General features: G+C 61.4%; 23 protein-coding genes. 10 read left to right on the top strand and 13 right to left on the bottom strand.

What is annotated here, in order from left to right:
- Window positions 1-79 precede the first annotated feature (79 nt).
- The 11 genes from rpsQ to rpsJ are packed head-to-tail and all read right to left on the bottom strand — an operon-like array spanning window position 80 to window position 5,344.
- A complete protein-coding gene (rpsQ, locus tag AC2ETI_RS06185; protein ID WP_003941020.1) occupies window positions 80-361 on the bottom strand; it encodes a 30S ribosomal protein S17 in 282 nt (93 codons plus the stop codon).
- Window positions 358-594, bottom strand: a complete 237-nt coding sequence (gene rpmC, locus AC2ETI_RS06190) for a 50S ribosomal protein L29 (protein WP_003940734.1) — start codon at window positions 592-594, stop codon at window positions 358-360. The genes rpsQ and rpmC overlap by 4 nt, the downstream gene beginning before the upstream one ends.
- A complete protein-coding gene (rplP, locus tag AC2ETI_RS06195) occupies window positions 594-1,010 on the bottom strand; it encodes a 50S ribosomal protein L16 (RefSeq protein ID WP_003940899.1) in 417 nt (138 codons plus the stop codon). The genes rpmC and rplP overlap by 1 nt, the downstream gene beginning before the upstream one ends.
- Before the next feature lie 3 nt (window positions 1,011-1,013).
- Window positions 1,014-1,820: a 30S ribosomal protein S3 gene (rpsC, locus tag AC2ETI_RS06200; RefSeq protein WP_003941003.1), complete on the bottom strand. Its 807-nt coding sequence runs from the start codon at window positions 1,818-1,820 to the stop codon at window positions 1,014-1,016.
- The gene (gene rplV, locus AC2ETI_RS06205; protein WP_003940717.1) at window positions 1,820-2,224 is read right to left on the bottom strand and encodes a 50S ribosomal protein L22; all 405 of its coding nucleotides are present in this window, start codon (window positions 2,222-2,224) and stop codon (window positions 1,820-1,822) included. Before rplV ends, rpsC begins: the two co-directional genes overlap by 1 nt.
- Window positions 2,221-2,502: a 30S ribosomal protein S19 gene (gene rpsS, locus AC2ETI_RS06210; protein WP_003940820.1), complete on the bottom strand. Its 282-nt coding sequence runs from the start codon at window positions 2,500-2,502 to the stop codon at window positions 2,221-2,223. Before rpsS ends, rplV begins: the two co-directional genes overlap by 4 nt.
- Before the next feature lie 13 nt (window positions 2,503-2,515).
- A complete protein-coding gene (rplB, locus tag AC2ETI_RS06215; protein WP_003940895.1) occupies window positions 2,516-3,352 on the bottom strand; it encodes a 50S ribosomal protein L2 in 837 nt (278 codons plus the stop codon).
- Window positions 3,353-3,391: 39 nt separating this feature from the next.
- On the bottom strand, window positions 3,392-3,697 hold the full coding sequence (rplW, locus tag AC2ETI_RS06220) for a 50S ribosomal protein L23 (protein WP_003940990.1): 306 nt from the start codon (window positions 3,695-3,697) through the stop codon (window positions 3,392-3,394).
- A complete protein-coding gene (rplD, locus tag AC2ETI_RS06225) occupies window positions 3,694-4,368 on the bottom strand; it encodes a 50S ribosomal protein L4 (RefSeq protein WP_003940723.1) in 675 nt (224 codons plus the stop codon). The genes rplW and rplD overlap by 4 nt, the downstream gene beginning before the upstream one ends.
- Entirely contained in the window at window positions 4,365-5,021 is a 657-nt protein-coding gene (rplC, locus tag AC2ETI_RS06230; RefSeq protein ID WP_003940826.1) for a 50S ribosomal protein L3, read from the bottom strand. The genes rplD and rplC overlap by 4 nt, the downstream gene beginning before the upstream one ends.
- Window positions 5,022-5,038: 17 nt before the next feature.
- Entirely contained in the window at window positions 5,039-5,344 is a 306-nt protein-coding gene (rpsJ, locus tag AC2ETI_RS06235; RefSeq protein WP_003938093.1) for a 30S ribosomal protein S10, read from the bottom strand.
- A 575-nt stretch (window positions 5,345-5,919) separates the two neighbouring features.
- Here rpsJ and AC2ETI_RS06240 point away from each other — a divergent pair.
- The 6 genes from AC2ETI_RS06240 to AC2ETI_RS06265 all read left to right on the top strand — a co-directional run bounded on the left by AC2ETI_RS06240 (window position 5,920) and on the right by AC2ETI_RS06265 (window position 10,993).
- The gene (locus AC2ETI_RS06240; protein WP_483633662.1) at window positions 5,920-6,396 is read left to right on the top strand and encodes a hotdog fold domain-containing protein; all 477 of its coding nucleotides are present in this window, start codon (window positions 5,920-5,922) and stop codon (window positions 6,394-6,396) included.
- 85 nt (window positions 6,397-6,481) lie between these two features.
- Entirely contained in the window at window positions 6,482-6,667 is a 186-nt protein-coding gene (locus AC2ETI_RS06245) for a hypothetical protein (RefSeq protein ID WP_228118197.1), read from the top strand.
- Window positions 6,664-7,053 carry a chorismate mutase family protein gene (locus AC2ETI_RS06250; RefSeq protein ID WP_483633663.1) on the top strand — a complete coding sequence of 130 codons (390 nt, stop codon included), beginning with the start codon at window positions 6,664-6,666 and terminating at the stop codon, window positions 7,051-7,053. The genes AC2ETI_RS06245 and AC2ETI_RS06250 overlap by 4 nt, the downstream gene beginning before the upstream one ends.
- Window positions 7,050-9,134 carry an aminodeoxychorismate synthase component I gene (gene pabB, locus AC2ETI_RS06255; protein WP_483633664.1) on the top strand — a complete coding sequence of 695 codons (2,085 nt, stop codon included), beginning with the start codon at window positions 7,050-7,052 and terminating at the stop codon, window positions 9,132-9,134. Before AC2ETI_RS06250 ends, pabB begins: the two co-directional genes overlap by 4 nt.
- An 8-nt stretch (window positions 9,135-9,142) precedes the next feature.
- Window positions 9,143-10,042 (top strand): prephenate dehydrogenase dimerization domain-containing protein, encoded by a 900-nt coding sequence (locus tag AC2ETI_RS06260; protein WP_483633665.1) that lies wholly within the window; start codon window positions 9,143-9,145, stop codon window positions 10,040-10,042.
- A 6-nt stretch (window positions 10,043-10,048) separates the two neighbouring features.
- Window positions 10,049-10,993, top strand: a complete 945-nt coding sequence (locus AC2ETI_RS06265) for a diiron oxygenase (RefSeq protein WP_279219696.1) — start codon at window positions 10,049-10,051, stop codon at window positions 10,991-10,993.
- A gap of 7 nt (window positions 10,994-11,000) precedes the next feature.
- Here AC2ETI_RS06265 and AC2ETI_RS06270 read toward each other — a convergent pair whose 3' ends face one another.
- The gene (locus tag AC2ETI_RS06270) at window positions 11,001-11,855 is read right to left on the bottom strand and encodes a glycosyltransferase family 2 protein (protein ID WP_387404276.1); all 855 of its coding nucleotides are present in this window, start codon (window positions 11,853-11,855) and stop codon (window positions 11,001-11,003) included.
- A 434-nt stretch (window positions 11,856-12,289) separates the two neighbouring features.
- On the opposite strand from AC2ETI_RS06270, the gene AC2ETI_RS06275 reads away from it, so the two are divergent.
- The 4 genes from AC2ETI_RS06275 (at window position 12,290) to AC2ETI_RS06290 (ending at window position 16,182) form a co-directional block, all read left to right on the top strand.
- Window positions 12,290-13,279: a daunorubicin resistance protein DrrA family ABC transporter ATP-binding protein gene (locus tag AC2ETI_RS06275; RefSeq protein WP_029537835.1), complete on the top strand. Its 990-nt coding sequence runs from the start codon at window positions 12,290-12,292 to the stop codon at window positions 13,277-13,279.
- Window positions 13,280-13,308: 29 nt separating this feature from the next.
- Window positions 13,309-14,139, top strand: a complete 831-nt coding sequence (locus AC2ETI_RS06280; protein ID WP_051119122.1) for an ABC transporter permease — start codon at window positions 13,309-13,311, stop codon at window positions 14,137-14,139.
- Complete coding sequence (locus AC2ETI_RS06285; RefSeq protein WP_019747544.1) at window positions 14,136-14,999, top strand: ABC transporter permease; 864 nt, start codon at window positions 14,136-14,138, stop codon at window positions 14,997-14,999. The genes AC2ETI_RS06280 and AC2ETI_RS06285 overlap by 4 nt, the downstream gene beginning before the upstream one ends.
- A 133-nt stretch (window positions 15,000-15,132) precedes the next feature.
- Window positions 15,133-16,182 (top strand): alpha/beta hydrolase, encoded by a 1,050-nt coding sequence (locus AC2ETI_RS06290; RefSeq protein ID WP_230359667.1) that lies wholly within the window; start codon window positions 15,133-15,135, stop codon window positions 16,180-16,182.
- Window positions 16,183-16,519: 337 nt separating this feature from the next.
- On the opposite strand, the gene AC2ETI_RS06295 is transcribed toward AC2ETI_RS06290, so the two are convergent.
- Window positions 16,520-17,973: phosphopantetheine-binding protein (locus AC2ETI_RS06295; protein ID WP_483633666.1), on the bottom strand; the 1,454-nt coding region annotated here is incomplete at its 5' end.

A 17,973-nucleotide genomic window follows, 5' to 3' on the forward strand; every position in this document is an offset into this window, starting at 1 on the left:
GGAAAGCCGAATGGCCCACTCCCCCAAGGGGAAGCGGGCCATTCGGTGATACTCGATCAGCTCGAGGATTCGATCAGGCTTACTTGGCCTTTTCGAGGACCTCGACCAGACGCCAGTGCTTCGTCGCGGACAGCGGACGGGTTTCCATCAGCTGAACGCGGTCGCCGACGCCGGCAACGCCGTTCTCGTCGTGCGCCTTCACCTTGGTCGTACGGCGGATGATCTTGCCGTAGAGCTTGTGCTTGACGCGGTCTTCGAGCTCGACCACGATCGTCTTTTCCATCTTGTCGGACACTACGTATCCGACACGGACCTTACGGCTCGCGCGCTCTTCTGTGCTCACTGCTTTTTCCTCACTCATGCCGCGTCACCTGCATCCGGACCCACAGCGAGTCCGAGCTCACGCTCACGCAGGACGGTGTAGATGCGCGCGATCTCGTGACGAACGGTGCGCAGTCGTCGGTTGTTGTCCATCTGGCCGGTAGCCATCTGGAAACGAAGGTTGAAAAGCTCTTCCTTCGACTCACGGAGCCGGGTGACCAGCTCGTCTTCACTGAGCTCGCGGAGCTCTGCTGCTGGGGTTCCAGTAGCCATCAGAACTGCTCCTCTCTGGTCACGATCCGGCACTTGCACGGGAGCTTGTGCATCGCGCGGCGCAGGGCCTCACGAGCAATCTCCTCGTTGGGGTATGTCATCTCGAACAGAACGCGTCCGGGCTTGACGTTGGCAATCCACCACTCGGGCGAACCCTTACCGGAACCCATTCGGGTTTCGGCCGGCTTCTTCGTGAGGGGGCGATCCGGGAAGATGTTGATCCAGATCTTGCCGCCACGCTTGATGTGCCGAGTCATGGCGATACGAGCGGACTCGATCTGCCGGTTGGTGATGTAGGCAGGCTCGAGAGCCTGGATGCCGTAGTCACCGAAGGTCACCTGGGTACCGCCCTTGGCGGCACCCGAACGGCTCGGGTGGTGCTGCTTGCGGTGCTTGACCCGCCGTGGGATCAACATGCGTCAGCCCTCCTGATTCTGTTCAGTTGCGGGAGCATCGGCGGTTGCGGTCGCTGCGCGGCCGGCCTCGGTGCTGGTCGCAGTGGTACCGGTGGCACCGGAACGACGCGGACGGCTCGGACGCTCACGACGCGGGCGATCCCCGGCCGGTGCGGCCGTGTTGGCGGCGAGCTCACGCTTGCCACCGACGATGTCGCCCTTGTAGATCCAGACCTTGACGCCGATGCGACCGAAGGTGGTCTTGGCCTCGTAGAGGCCGTAGTCGATGTCCGCACGAAGCGTGTGCAGCGGCACACGGCCTTCGCGGTAGAACTCCGACCGGGACATCTCGGCGCCGCCGAGACGACCGGAGCACTGAACGCGGATTCCCTTGACGTTGGGCTGACGCATGGCCGACTGGATGGCCTTGCGCATTGCACGACGGAAGGCAACGCGGTTCGAGAGCTGCTCGGCCACACCCTGTGCGACGAGCTGTGCTTCAGCTTCTGCGTTCTTGACCTCGAGGATGTTCAGCTGAACCTGCTTGCCGGTCAGCTTCTCGAGCTCGGAGCGGATGCGATCGGCTTCGGCGCCGCGGCGGCCGATGACGATGCCCGGACGTGCAGTGTGGATGTCCACGCGAACACGGTCACGGGTGCGCTCGATTTCGACCTTCGCGATTCCTGCGCGCTCCATGCCGGTGGCGAGGAGCTTACGGATCGCGACGTCTTCCTTGACGTACTCCGCGTACTGCTTGTCTGCGTACCAGCGAGACTTCCAGTCGGTGGTGATGCCGAGACGGAAGCCGTGCGGGTTGATTTTCTGGCCCACTACTGAGCACTTCCCTTCCGGCGATTACGGGTCGATGTTCCGGTCTTCGGCAGGCTCTCCACGATCACGGTGATGTGACTGGTGCGCTTGCGAATACGGAACGCACGTCCCTGTGCACGCGGCTGGAACCGCTTGAGGGTCGCGCCCTCGTCCACGAACGCCGTAGCAACGACAAGCGTGCTGGGGTCGAGGTCGAGGTTGTTCTCGGCGTTGGCTGCTGCGGAGGCGATCACCTTGGCGACCGGCTCGCTCGCTGCCTGCGGCGCGAACTTCAGGATGTTCAGGGCGTCTTCAACCGAGCGCCCGCGGACCAGGTCCACAACTCGACGTGCCTTCATCGGCGTAACGCGAACGTGCTTCGCTACAGCCTTGGCAGTCGGGTTGGCGGTTTCGGTGTTGCTCATCGCCTCTTCGCCTTCCGATCATCCTTGATGTGACCCTTGAACGTGCGGGTCGGTGCAAACTCTCCGAGCTTGTGTCCGACCATGGAGTCGGAAACGAACACGGGGACGTGCTTGCGGCCGTCGTGAACTGCAAACGTGTGGCCGATGAAGTCCGGGATGATTGTCGAACGACGGGACCAGGTCTTGATGACCTGCTTGGTTCCCTTTTCGTTCTGTACATCCACCTTCGCGAGGAGGTGGTCATCGACGAACGGGCCCTTCTTAAGGCTGCGTGGCATCCTTCACTCCCTCCTAGCGCTTGTTCTTGCCGGTGCGGCGGCGACGGACGATCATCTTGTCGCTTGCCTTGTTCTTGCGGGTACGGCCTTCAGGCTTACCCCACGGGCTGACCGGGTGGCGTCCACCTGAGGTCTTGCCCTCGCCGCCACCGTGCGGGTGGTCGACCGGGTTCATCACGACACCACGAACGGTCGGGCGCTTGCCCTTCCAACGCATACGGCCGGCCTTGCCCCAGTTGATGTTCGACTGCTCGGCGTTGCCGACCTCGCCGACGGATGCGCGGCAGCGCACGTCGACGCGACGGATTTCACCGGAAGGCATACGCAGCGTGGCGTAGCTGCCTTCCTTACCGAGGAGCTGGATGCTGGCGCCTGCGGAACGAGCCATCTTGGCTCCGCCGCCGGGACGCAGTTCCACACCGTGGATGGTGGTACCAGTCGGGATGTTGCGCAGCGGCAGGTTGTTGCCCGGCTTGATGTCGGCGCCTGCACCGGACTCGACCGGTGAACCCTGCACCAGGCCCTTGGGGGCGATGATGTAGCGCTTCTCACCGTCTGCGTAATGCAGGAGTGCGATGTTTGCTGTGCGGTTGGGGTCGTACTCGATGTGAGCGACCTTTGCCGGGATGCCGTCCTTGTCGTTGCGACGGAAATCGATCAGTCGGTATGCACGCTTGTGTCCGCCACCCTTGTGACGGGTGGTGATACGACCGTGTGCGTTACGTCCACCGCGACCGTGCAGCGGGCGAACCAGCGACTTCTCGGGGGTTGACCGAGTGATCTCGGCGAAGTCCGAGACGCTCGAGCCACGACGGCCCGGTGTTGTCGGCTTGTACTTACGGATTGCCATGAGTCTTCTCGTCCTCTATGTCTCGTCAAGTCCCGGCGCTTACGCGACCGGTCCTCCGAAGATCTCGATGGGCTTGCTGTCAGCGGACAGGGTCACGAGCGCGCGCTTGGTGTCCTTGCGCTTGCCGTAACCGAATCGGGTCCGCTTACGCTTGCCCTGACGGTTGGCGGTGTTGACGCTGGTCACCTTGACGCCGAAGACCTTCTCGACGGCAATCTTGATCTGCGTCTTGTTCGAGTCCGGGTGCACCAGGAAGGTGTAGGTGCCTTCCTCGATCAGTCCGTAGGACTTCTCGGAGATGACCGGAGCGAGCAGGATGTCGCGGGGGTCAGCGATGGTGCTCACTTGGCGTCCTCCTTGTTCTGAGCGCTCTCTGCGGGCCCGTGGATGAACGCGTTGAGTGCCTCGACGCTGAACACGACATCGTCTGCATTGAGCACGTCGTAGGTGTTGAGCTGGTCGGGTGCAATGGGATGCACGCCTTCCAGGTTCTGCACGCTCTTCCAAGCGGCTACATCCTGGCGACCCACGACGAGCAGCAGCTTCTTGCGATCCGAAATCTCACCGAGGAACGCGATTGCGCCCTTGGTCGAAGGCGTCTGCCCTGCAACCAGTTCGGTGATGACGTGGATGCGCTCGTTGCGTGCGCGGTCAGAGAGGGCTCCGCGAAGAGCGGCTGCCTTCATCTTCTTGGGGGTGCGCTGGCTGTAGTCACGCGGCTGCGGGCCGTGAACGGTTCCGCCGCCGACGAACTGCGGTGCGCGAGTCGAGCCCTGGCGTGCGCGGCCGGTGCCCTTCTGGCGGTACGGCTTCTTGCCACCGCCGCGGACGTCGCCGCGGGTCTTGGTGGAGTGGGTTCCCTGACGAGCAGCTGCGAGCTGCGCGACGACAACCTGATGGAGAAGCGCGATGTTGGCCGGAGCGTCGAAGATCTCAGCGGGGAGATCGACGGTGCCGTTGGTCTTGCCGCCGGCGACCTTGACGTCCAGGGTCAACTTGGTCTCGGTGCTGGTCATGCCCGTGCACCACCCTTCACTGCACTCTTGACGATCACGAGGCCGCCCTTGCGGCCGGGGATCGCACCCTTGATCAGCAGCAGGCCGTTCTCGGCATCCACCTTGTGGACCGAGAGGTTCTGCGTCGTGATGCGGTCGCTACCCATGCGTCCGGACATGCGCATGCCCTTGAACACGCGGCCGGGAGTTGCACAGCCACCGATGGAGCCCGGGCGGCGGTGAACAGCCTGGGTACCGTGCGACGCGCCCTGTCCCTTGAAGCCGTGACGCTTCATGGTTCCGGCGAAGCCCTTGCCCTTGCTGGTTCCGGTGACGTCGACGTATGCGCCGTCCTCGAAGACCTCGGCGGTGAGCTCCTGGCCGACCTCGTAGTCGGAGGTGTCCGCAACGCGGAGCTCCACTACGTGGCGACGCGGGGTCACACCAGCCTTGGTGAACTGGCCGGAAGTCGGCTTGTTCACCTTGCGCGGGTCGATGGCGCCGAACGCGAGCTGAACGGCGCTGTAGCCGTCACGCTCTTCGGTACGGATCTGGGTTACGACGTTCGGCCCAGCCTTCACGACGGTGACCGGGACAACCCGGTTGTTCTCGTCGAAGACCTGGGTCATGCCGAGCTTGGTGCCCAGGATTCCCTTGATCTTGGTATCAGTCATTGTTTTTGTCTCCGCCGTCACTGAATGTTCACGTCGACACTGGCCGGAAGGTCGATGCGCATGAGCGCGTCAACCGTCTTCGGCGTCGGGTCGAGAATGTCGATCAGCCGCTTGTGAGTACGCATCTCGAAGTGCTCGCGCGAGTCCTTGTACTTGTGCGGCGAGCGGATGACGCAATATACGTTCTTCTCGGTCGGCAACGGCACAGGTCCAACGACGCGGGCACCCGTACGGGTTACCGTCTCGACGATCTTGCGCGCTGACGCGTCGATCGCCTCGTGGTCGTAGGCCTTGAGCCTGATGCGGATCTTTTGTCCCGCCACGCTTAGTGTCCTTTTCTTGCCGCGTTTCGTAGCCCGCCTGGTCAGGCTCGAGCTACCTCGTCTGCACAGTCCTTGCCTGGACGATGACACGACGAACACTGAAGCGATCGGGACCAAGTCCGAAAGTTCGGAAGACCGTGTTAGCGGTAAACCGAGCATCGGATCAGATCAGGATCTGCTGCCGCTGTTCGTTTGTCATTGTTCTCCGGTACACGCGGTCGGGCGTGTCGCCTTCTCACTCATCCTGCGCCGGACAATCTTTCGATCATCTGGCGCGTGATGCGTACCGGACGTGTTCGATGTCGAACACAAAGTAGGTACTGCTTCCGTCCTGCATTACTTCTCGTCTTGCATGTCTTGCATGGTCACAGTCGTTGACCCGATTACCCTGACGGGATCTGCGATCGATCGTCTGTGACGTCTTACCCTTACCCGATCACGGCCGCAAACGACCGCGTCCCGGACAAGGCAACCCGACCAGTATGCCGTACCTGGCCCGATTCCTCAACTCCCCCGAACCAGCCTTTCCGAGTGAGCTGCGCGACAACAACCTTACTCAGAAGTAAGATAGGCCGATGACTACTTCCAGCCCCACCTATCGCGGATGGCAGAAATTGCCGGACAACGCCCTCGGACATGCAGTTTTCTCGGCGGCGATGTCCATTCGCGTGCCCTACTTCGCCTCCGTTCTCCCCCAGGTGACCAATTTGGAACCAGGGCTCTGCGAGGTCCGCTCCCCCAAATGGTGGGGCGTCCAAAACCATCTCGGCACTTTTCACGCGATCGCAGCCTGCAACCTCGCGGAGGTCGCGATGGGCATGCTGAGCGAAGCGACGGTTCCGAACTCGCACCGCTGGATCCCCAAGTCGATGAAGGTCGACTACCTCGCCAAGGCCGAGACCGGCCTGCGGGCGGTCGCCCGACTCGAGACTTTGCCGGACTTCGCGGCGATCGAGAGTGGCACGGAACTTCTCGTTCCCATCTCGATCTTCGACCGGGGCGGCAAGGAAGTAGTCCACGCCGAAATCACCACCTGGGTCTCCCCCAAGTAGGCACTCACGAACCCGCCTGCATCGCAACCTGATTCGCCCGCCAATCAGGTTTCGCAGAATTAGGCACCACCGCAGGTTTCGGCGAATGACGATCGTGGAACACCTCCCCGAACGGCGATGGTCGGTCGGGGTGCCGGTGTCCGGAGGTGGGTTGCGTTCCGGGCACCACATTGTCGACCTCGCGTCACGCCGAGCACCGGGAGGCCTCGTGGAAGAGTTGTCGACCTCGCGTCACGCCGAGCACCGGGAGGCCTCGTGGAAGAGTTCTTGACCACAACGAGTTCCGAAGCAGGCACGCAGACCTCGTCGTATCCGGACGAGGCCGAGGGATTGGACAGCTTCCGGCGCGACCTCGACGCCATCGACGCTCTACTTCTCGAGACGGTGCGGCAGCGGCTGGAACTCTGCCTGCGTATCGGTGAGTGGAAGCGCTCCCGCGAGGTTCCGATGATGCAACCCGGCCGCGTGCGCGTCGTGAAGGAGCGGGCGCGTGAATTCGCTCGTAGACACGACCTCTCTCCTGACTTCTTCAACGCCCTGTACGAGCTGATGATTGCCGAGACCTGTCGACTCGAAGACCTGGTGATCAACGCACCTGTTGAGGAGGAGGACACTGTTCGGGAATCCGTCGGACCGAGATCAGGATCATCGACATGAGTTCCCGCACCCTTCTGGTGGACAATTACGACTCGTTCACCTACAACCTGTTCACCCTGTTGACCGAGGTCAACGGGGTTGTGCCGACCGTGGTCCGCAACGACGCGGATTGGGATTCCCTCGATCTCGCGTCGTACGACAACGTGGTCATCTCCCCAGGTCCCGGCCGGCCGGATCGCGACCGTGATTTCGGAATCAGCCGCCGTTTCATCGAAGAAGCGCCTCTCCCACTTCTCGGTGTCTGTCTCGGCCACCAGGGCCTGTGCGAGTTGTTCGGCGCGGACGTGGTCGTTGCGCCCGTACCGATGCACGGCCGAATTTCACTGATCGATCACGACGGCTCGGGCATCTTTGCCGGACTTCCGTCGCCGTTCCGAGCTGTTCGCTACCACTCGTTGACCGTCGAGAATCTGCCGAACGCCTTCGTTCGCACCGCGTGGACGTCCGACGGACTGCTCATGGGTGTCCGGCACCGGACCAAGCCGATGTGGGGCGTTCAGTTCCATCCGGAGTCCATCAGTACCGAGTTCGGCATAGATTTGCTCGCGAACTTCCGCGATCTGTCCGTCGGACGCACTCTGGATTCGGTGATCCGACCCGAACCGACTTCGCAAACACCCGACCTGCGGCCGGCGATCAACTACGACGTCGACGACGTGATTCTCGATTTTGCAGTGGACCCGTCGGCGGCCTATGCAGCACTGTTCGCCGACGGTCCGAACGCGTTCTGGCTGGACCGCGCGGCAACCGCAGAGCCGAGTGCGCGCTTTTCGATACTCGGCGATTCGTCGGGGCCGCTGGCCGAGTTCATCACGTACGACGTGCAAGCCGAGGTACTGACTGTCAGCCGAAAAGGCTTGTCCGACGAGCACATTCGAGTCCCGTTCTTCGATTACTTGGACGCACAGCTCGCGACGCGCTTCGTGCCCTCACATCCGGAACTCGACTTCAACCTCGGCTACGTGGGCTACCTCGGCTACGAACTGAAAGCACAGACCGGAGGAAGGGCAGTCCATCCGGCACCCACTCCTGATGCCGCTCTGGTGTTTGCCGACCGCGCCGTCGTCATCGATCACACCGCGGGCCGCACTCACGTTTTGAGGTTGCGCGAGAAAGTCCGGGACGCCGGCTATGACGATTGGCTCGAATCGACCGTCGACACCTTGGCGCGGATCGGCGCGGACCTTCCGGAACGCACCCCGGTTCCGCTGATCAGTGACACCGTCTGGACGCAGGCTCGCCTGCGGCATGATCGCGATCAGTACCTGTCGTTGATCGGAACGGCCCTCTCGGAGATCCGGGCAGGTGAGTCCTACGAGGTGTGTCTGACCAACATGGCGAGCGTCGACGAGACGATCGATGCACAGCAGGCGTTCGAGTATCTGCGCTCGATCAATCCGACGCCGTACAGCGCACTTCTCGACTTCACCGGCATCTCGGTGGTCTCGGCCTCGCCTGAGCGGTTCCTTCGTGTCGACTCGGACGGCAACGTCGAGTCCAAGCCGATCAAAGGGACCCGTCCGCGCGGCGTCACCCGAGCGCGTGATGCTGCGCTACGGCAGGACCTGCTCGATAGCGAGAAGGACCGCGCCGAGAACCTGATGATCGTGGACCTCACTCGCAACGACCTCACCAAGGTCTGCGTTCCGGGAAGTGTCCACGTTCCGAGGCTGTTCGCGATCGAGTCGTACTCGTCCGTTCACCAAATGGTGTCGACGGTGCGTGGACATCTGAGCCCGGGGTCGTCGGCGGTGGACTGTGTCCGCGCCGCGTTCCCCGGCGGATCGATGACCGGCGCCCCGAAGGTACGGACGATGGAGATCATCGACCGCCTCGAATCAGGCCCACGTGGGGTCTACTCGGGATCGATCGGGTACTTCGCCCTCGGTGGCGCCGCAGACCTCTCGATCGTGATCCGGTCGCTGGTCTGCACCGAGAGCGGCGTGACCTTCGGAATCGGTGGTGCCATTACAGCGTTGTCCGACCCGGAAGAAGAATTCGACGAGACCACGGTCAAGGCGTCCACTCTGCTCCGTGCACTCGATGCGGTGTCCTCGCGGGTCCTCGAGTACGGCGGGTAGATCCAGCCATGACGCCGGCATCAGGCACCGCGACGGTTGTCGGCGGGCTGGGTGCCGTCGGATCCATGTTCGTCGAACTGCTTCGCGCCGGGGGGTCGACGGTCACCGTCGTCGACCCAGCAGGCAGCGATCCTGACGGAGATGTAGTCGTCGGAGACATCACGAAACCCAGTGACCGGGTCCTCGCACACGTGGAGTCCTCGAGCGTCATCGTGCTCGCCGTTCCCGAACAGGTCGCTCTAGCCGCACTACCGAGCCTTCGAACATCCGGCGCTCTCGTTGTGGACACGCTGTCGGTCAAATCGCGGATGGACGCGGCAATCGCCGACGCCGGCCGAGAAGGGGAGTTCCTCGGACTCAACCCCATGTTCCGTCCGTCGCTCGGCCCACGCGGTCGGGCCGTCATCGCAGTGCCGTACGTCGACGGTCCGCAGTCCGCCGGATTCCTCGACGTCGTGCGCTCGTGGGGCGCGTCGGTCGCGGTGATGGACGCCGATCGTCACGACCGGTTGGCCGCAGCTACCCAGGTTCTGACACACGCGTCGGTGCTGGCTTTCGGCGTTGCCCTGGCCGAACTCGGAGTTTCCGCGGACGATCTCCTCGCGGTAGCCCCTCCCCCACATCGGACCTTGCTCGCGCTCCTGGCGCGTGTAGCCGGCGGCGAACCGGAGGTGTACTGGGACGTACAAGCGGGCAATCCGTATGCAGGTGCGACACGAAAAGCACTGTTTGATGCCACCTCACAGGTGGACACGGCGGCCGAGACGCTCGGCGACTTCACGACGCTGATGAAAACCGCCGAGGCAGCGCTCGACGATCGCTCCGGCGAATTGAACGCGGAGTGCCAGAGCTTGTTCGATCGCATTGCCGAGGGGCACAGAGAAATCGCCGAAGGGCACAGAGAGTAGGGCACGATGAGACCTGGAGTGAGTCCGCCCAGCCTCCCGGAGTACGACGCCTCGGATCCGGTCGAGAGTGCAATCGTCAGTCGGCTTGCGAGCAATTGGGCGCGCCGGGCAACCGTGAAGAAGGCGGAGCCGGAACTGGACGATCTCTTCGATTCGTCGTTGTCCGACTACCCCGAAGCACTTCTCCCGTTCGCGGAGCATCCGACCTACCTGGCATTGAGTCCCGAGCAGAAGCAACGCCTGCAAGCCTGGGCATGGATCGCGTTCAACAAGAACGTCATGGACATCGAGAAGTATGTCGTCAATCCCGGCTTCGACGTTCTCGCCGAAGACCGACTCGGCGTCGGACTCGGAGATTGGGCTGCAGTGGCCGTCAATCAGGCGATGGTCGACGAGCAATATCACACGCTCATGCACTTCAATGCCAGTTCAGCGACCCGTCGAGGCAGGGGCTGGGCGCTTCCGGCCAAGGCACTGCCAGACGTCCTGACGGTCCACACGCGGGCGCAAGCCCTCGACGCAGCCGAGGGGTCTCGCAAGATTGCCCTGACACAGTTGGCGTTCATGACCGTCGCCGAGGTGTCGATCACCGCATACCTCGACCTGATCTCGGACGATCCGGGCGTGCAGTCGATCAACCGCGCGACGATCCGGTTGCACGCTCGCGACGAGTACTGCCATGCCTCGATTGCCGGGGAACTGGCCGTGTCGGTCTGGGATTCCCTGGATCGTGGAGATCGCAGCTATCTATTGGAAGGCTTCGAGGGCGCCATGCGCGCTTTCAGCGGAACCGACTTCGGCGCTTGGCGCGCAATCATGGAGATCGAAGCCGTAACCGGCGGACAGAAGATGCTCGACGACATCGAATCGGGACGGCGCAACAACCTGTTCGTCCAGGACTACAGCGGTATCGAGAGGTTGTACAAAACCTTGAATCTGGACAGGATGTAGCCGACTCTCACGAATCCACGGGCATAGTGCGGGCTCCGGAACCTGACAGCAGTTTCCGCCATGACAACCGATCGGTTTGCCGGTCGTACATTCGGTACGCCGGCCACAACAGAGCATGCAGAATTGACGTCTTGAGAATCATCAAACGAAGTCGTGTAGTCATAGCCTGGTGATACTCGAGCGTTGTCACCGAAGCCTTGTTGTATGACAGAAACTCGATGGGTCCAGTCTCTCCCCTTCGACCGGAGATTTCGCTCCGCATGTCCAGGTCAGTGCCGAACTGCATCCCTGCCTTCACCAGGCACAGCGACAGATCCACGTCTTCGTGAATGTCGGTGCGATCACTGACCTTGTCGCGGATCGAGCGCCACGACGTCGCCCGAATCGCCATATTCGAACCAGTCAGTGCGTGCGCCGGTTTGATTCCGTGGAAATCGCCACGGGCCTCGGCTTTCTTCACCGCTGCTCGCTGAAGACCTGAAAACGGTGACTCGTAAAACAACGAGAAACCGGTAACGGCATCAAGATCATGAGAAGCGAAGGAACTTCGAACCGCTCGCGCCCACCCTGGTGCGACACGCGAATCCGCATCGACCCTGCCGATGAATTCACCCACTGCGATGTCGAACCCGGCATTACGTGCATGAACAACGCCTTGACGCGGTTCTACAAGATATCGAATTCGAGAATCCCGCTGCTCGAAAGAACGCGCGATTTCAGGGGTGCGGTCGGTGGAATTGTTGTCGATAACAATTATCTCGAGGATTTCGTCCCCTTGACGAGCGAGGGACTCCAAACACCCGGCGATGTAGTCCTCCTCGTTGTACACGGGAACCACCACTGACAACGTGCCGATATCCATGAGGAGTAGGTTACCTCGCCAGAGGGAGTCGACTTGATGATCGAGTCAGGGGTACCCGTCGATCGAGTACGAACTCGTAGTATTCGACGAGCATTCAGCACTCGCGAATACGGTTCACACCTGTCGGTGACCCGAAATCAGGCCCGGTACCGGACACTGTGCGATATCGCACATTCCCGTCGGTCGACCTGACCTCGGCTTCTCGCCAAGCTGCACATTTGCATTGCTCCGCACCGCGCGAAGGCCGGACCGAGGTTGTCCCTCCGGTAACATCCACTGTGCATCCGGAGATAGACGTACAAGGTTCCCGCAACCACTGGGGTCCTTACCAGTGACTCCGGCTCGGGCTACGACTTGCTCGAGAAAGGACACGGCCGAGAAGCCGTGTCCAAGCACAGCTCGGCCCGAACATCCATGTAGACAGCGGAGAATTGATGCCCTTATCGACGGACGCGGCGGTAGTCGTGGAGGACGTTCACAAGTCCTTCAAGGATGTGCACGCTCTGCGCGGTATCAACTTTCAGGCCCCCAAAGGTTCGGTTCTCGGCATTCTGGGACCCAACGGGGCAGGCAAGACCACCACGGTCAAGGTGCTGTCGACGCTGATCCGTCCCGACAGCGGACGCGCGATGATCGCCGGATACGACGCGGTACGAAATGCCCCGGAGGTTCGTCGTTCGATCATGATGACGGGGCAGTTCGCTGCACTCGACAACGCACTGACCGGCCGCGAGAACATCGAACTTTTTGCACAGTTGATGGGCTTGGATCGTGCATCGGCGAAGCAACGGGCCGTTGACCTCCTGGAAGAGTTCGACCTAGTCGAGGCCGGCGCTCGCACCGTGGCAAACTACTCGGGCGGTATGCGTCGTCGCATCGACATCGCGTGCGGGCTCGTCGTTCGCCCCGAAGTCGTGTTTCTCGACGAACCGACCACCGGATTGGATCCGCGCAGCCGTCAGAGCGTGTGGAATCTCGTCCAAACCCTGAAAGAACAAGGCATCACGGTTCTGCTGACCACGCAGTACCTCGAGGAAGCCGACCTTCTCAGCGACAACATCATTGTGATCGACAAGGGATCGGTCATCGCCGAAGGAACCGCAGATCAGCTCAAGGCCCGTACCGGAGCTAGCTTCTGCGAAATCGTTCCGATGTCCTCCGAGTTGCTCGGTCCGGCAGCCAACGCTCTGGGCAACCTACTTCCGCCGGACTTTCGTTTCGATATTGCCAAGGACAACGGAAAGATCGCGATCCCGGCACCCCGTGGATCCGCGACGCTTGCCGAGGCCTTGCGCCGCCTCGACCACGCGAGAATTCCGCTTGCCGACATCGCGCTGCGGCGCCCGTCTCTCGACGATGTCTTCCTCTCGTTGACTGGACGCCCTCAGGCTGCCGAACCCGGTGAGGTCGGTGAGCCTGCGTGACCACTACGACCAAGTACCAAACCCCGAACCTGACGCTGCAGAAGACCGGTCGCCGCGAAATCTCGGTTCCTGCGGCCACTCGAGTAGGACGTCACCGTCGCCCGAATCCGTCGGCGATAATGCAGTGGTGGGTTCTCACGGGTCGCACGTTGCGGGCGATGATCCGACGCTACGAACTGGTCATAGCCGTCATCGCTCCGTTGATATTCACAGTGGGCTTCTACTTGCCGTTGAAGTTCGTGATGCAGCTCCAAGGCATCGACTACGCGCAGTTCCTGATGCCGATCATCGTGTTGCAGGCCATGGCCTTCACGTCGATTTCAGCCGCGCAGATGTCGGCAAGGGAGAAAATCACCGGGTTCAGCTCGCGCATGCAGACCATGCCGGTCTATGGGCCCGTCCCCTTGTTGTCCCGGATGAGCAGCGGATTCGTCCGTTCAGTGGTGTCGTTGACGGCCGCACTCGTCTACGGACACGCGATCGGCTTTCGATTCACCGAAGGTGTTGGCCAGGCAGCGCTCTTCTGCGGCTTGGCCTTGGTGTTCAGCACCTGCTTGTCGCTGGGCGCCGACGCTATCGGCTCACTCTCGAAGAGCCCGCAGGCAACCAGCCAGGCCCTTACCCTTCCCCAGCTGATCTTGGGCATGCTTTCGTGCGGCTTCGTTCCCGAGACGGGCTTTCCCGAGTGGATCCGCCCCTTCGTGCGTAATCAGCCAGTCTCACAATTCTCCTTCGCGATGCGCGATCTCGCGCACGGCGGTGTCACGTCGCACACGATGTTCCCGGTTGTGATGTGGTCGTTGGGACTGCTTGTCGTCTGCGCTCCCCTTGCCTACTGGGCAAGTACAAGGCGGGCATGATGACAAGCACTGACAAGTCACTCGACCAGAACGAGCTACGACGGGGCCGGACGCTGAACTTCCCGGAACCTAACGCCGCGCTTCCGGAAAACTCTGCAAAAGCTCTGTGGACGCACAGCCTGATTCAAGCTCGGCGTCTACTAGTCAGTTGGGCTCGTGATCCGTCCACCGCAATCCAAGCGTTGTTGTACCCGGCCCTGACTCTCATCATGTTCCGAGTTGTACTCGGGAACTCGATCAGTGCAGCCACCGGTCAGCCGAGTATCTACGGCACTGTTCCGCTGATCATTCTGGTCGGCGCGATGTTCGGTTCCATTGCGAGTGCTGTCGGGCTTCGGACGGAGAAGACCAGCGGACTGCTCAGCCGATTCTGGACGCTTCCAGCCCACCGCGCGTCGGGGTTGGTCGGGCGAATGATCGCCGAAGCCGTCCGTGTCCTCGTGACGACGATCGTGATCATCGGAGTCGGTTTCATCGCCGGATTCCGTTTCAACCAAGGCCCGGTTGCCGCGATCGGAATGCTTCTTCTGCCGATTGTGTTCGGTATCGGCTTTGCGGTGATGGTGACGGCCCTGGCTACGGTGTCCGACAATCTTCCACTCGTAGAAATCGTCTCCATCGGCTGCACGCTGCTGATGTTCTTCAACAGTGGTTTTGTGCCCACGATGGCGTATCCCGTTTGGTTGCAGCCGGTGATCGCCGCGCAGCCGATGTCGGTGGCCGTCGAAGCGATGCGAGGAATGTCGCTCGGTGGGCCAGTTCTCGTACCCGTGCTCAAAACATTTGCATGGTCCTTCGGAATGATCGCTGTATTCCTGTATCCGGCGATTAAGGGATACCGGCGGGCCGCCTCGGACTAACGCCTGTGTCCAAATCTCGACCTACCGAATCGGTCGCTCCGTAACGTATCCGACGATCCGGTCGACATATCCAATCGGGAAGCTATAGACAGTCGCTTTTCCGAGAACCGTTTCAACCGAGAGGTAAGAAGTCTTGACGCGAAACTCTACGACCTGGCGACGCACCGTGCAGATCGGCGTGTTGGCTGTCGCCGGTTCACTGTTCACTGCAGGTATCGCGCAGGCCGTCCCCGCGCGCGTCGGTGGCGACTCATCCGAAACAGCGTCGACGGGCTCTTACGTCAAGTCCGTCGAGAAGGTCAATGACCGTCAACTCGTAGTCAATGTTTATGCGGCGTCGATGGACAAGGTCATTCCGATCCAGGTCATCACTCCCGCTGACAATTCCGAGCCTCGCCCGATCGTGTATCTACTGAACGGTGCCGGCGGCGGGGAAGACGCTGCTACGTGGGAGAGGCAAACCGACGTAGTCGAGTTCTTTGCCGACAAGAACGTGAACGTCGCCACTCCTGTCGGCGGTCGACTCTCGTACTACACGGACTGGGAGAAAGACGACCCCAAGGCTGGACGCAATAAGTGGTCGACCTTCCTGGGCAAAGAATTGCCTCCGTTGTTGAACGAAGAGTTGGGGAGCAACGGCAAGCAAGCCATCTCCGCCATCTCGATGTCCGGTACATCGGTACTGAACCTGGCGATCGAGTACCCCGGTTTCTACAGTTCTGTTGCCGCTTACAGTGGCTGCGCACAGACCAGCGATCCCCTCGGACAAGCATTCGTCCGGACGACCACGGAATGGATCGGCGGAGTCGACGACATCACCAATATGTGGGGACCATTGGACGGACCGGGATGGGTCGAACACGATCCGCTCGTCAACGCCGAGAAGCTGCGTGGGACACCGATCTACATGAGCACGGGCAACGGACTTCCTGGAATTCCGAACGACACCTTTCTCAACCCACGCCTGAGCGATGGTCGCGCGTACACCGAGAACCAGATCATCATCGGCGGCCCAATCGAAGCAGCGACCAACCTTTGCACTTCGAACATGGCCAAGCGCCTGTATGAATTGAATATTCCGGCAGTTGTCGATTTCCAGCCGGTAGGGACCCACTCGTGGGGCTACTGGCAGGATCAGCTGCACAAATCGTGGCCGTTCATCGCCGGGTCGCTCGGAATCTGATCAACTCCTGATCTGCCTCGAAGGCCACCTGATCGCTACACGCCCGACGCAGCGTGTCCGTACAGGTGGCCTTCGTCGTAGTGTGCTGTTTCACTTACCGAGCGCACGAAGTTAAACATGTATTGCTGCACAACCTGCGGCTGCGCCGATTCGTTCGACGCCTCGACGCATGCCTGACACACAGTCATGAGTACGACAGCGGAATCGGTTCATGTATCCGGATCTAGGCATATACCGACGTCGGTTATTGCCCGCCCTGGCCCGGGACCTGACCCGACAAACACGCAGAACGTCGGCTTCTCGCTCAGATTCGTCCCGACGTCCTCTAACGGTCCGATCAGCTCCTGAAGAACGCCGACAATCGCGGACCGATCAGCTCGAGCTGATCGGTTTCCATCATCGAGTGATGCGAACTCTCGACCGTTGTCTCAGCCAGGGTTCCGTTGACGTAAGGCTTCCAGGCCGCGGCAAGTTCGATTATCGAACCGACTCCCACGGTGGCGCTGAGAAGTACAGCGTCACCGTCGAAGACGCTCGGCTCGTATCCGTCGATCATCGAGGCCGCTGAGATCGCAAAATCGTACAGAGATCCGAGTTGATCGTCGGAGAGGAACGACAGGGAATCGAGTGACCGACCGAGAGCGAGGATCTCTTCCCGACCCAACGCACTGAGATCCAGGGTGTCCCCGACGTCGACCCCCCATCCCGCGGCCAGTTCGGAGACGTTGTCCCGGGCCTGGTTTTCCCCGACTTCGGTAGTGCCGCGAGGATCGATCATTGCCAGCTTCACGTCGAACCCCTTCGAGCGCAATAGAACTGCACACGCGTGTCCGATGAACCCGCCGAGCGAGTAGCCGACGATGTGGAACGGGCCGCTCGCATTCACACTCAGCATCTCGCGAACGTACCGCTCGGCTAATGCGTCGACTGATGTGGGCAGATGCCACGATTCCGTCATCACCGGTGCCTGCAGTCCGTAGAGCGGCGTCTGCGCGTCGAGGTGAGGAACCAGGCCGGAGGCTTTCCATGCCAGCCCGCTCATCGGGTGGATGAAGAATACCGGTACCGACGATCCAGCATCCCGGATCGGCAATAGAACATCGAGCGCCTGACTCGACGACGGCGCGCTGCCACGAAGTGTGTCTTCGATTCGGGCAGAGAGGGATTCAACTGTCGATGCACCGAACAGCATGCGCACGGGGACGTCGGCACCAACAGATGCACTCAGTTCGGACGCCAACTTCATCGCGATGAGGGAGTTGCCACCCAACTCGAAGAAATCATCATCCAACCCCACCCGATCAACACCCAACACACCCACAAACGCCGACGCCACCACCAACTCCACCGACGACACCGGAGCCCGAAACACCCGAGCCTCGAACACCGGCTCCGGCAACAACGCCCGATCCAACTTCCCCGACGAATTAAGTGGGAACGCATCCAACACCACCACAGCAGCCGGAACCATATAACCCGGAACCCGATCCCCCACAAACCCCCGCAACACACTCACATCCACAACCGACCCCACCGCCGGCACCACATACCCCACCAACTGATCACCCATCGCCGACCCACGCACCACCACCGCAGCCGACAACACCGACCCATGCGACACCAACGCCGCCTCGATCTCCCCCAACTCGATCCGCTGACCACGGAACTTCACCTGAAAATCAGTACGACCGATGTACTCCAACTCACCAATCGAGTTCCAACGGACCAAATCACCCGTCCGATACATCCGCTCCCCACCCGAACCGAACGGCGACGCCACAAACCGATCCG

The organism is Rhodococcus sp. MurmanLake-1 (assembly GCF_056945715.1).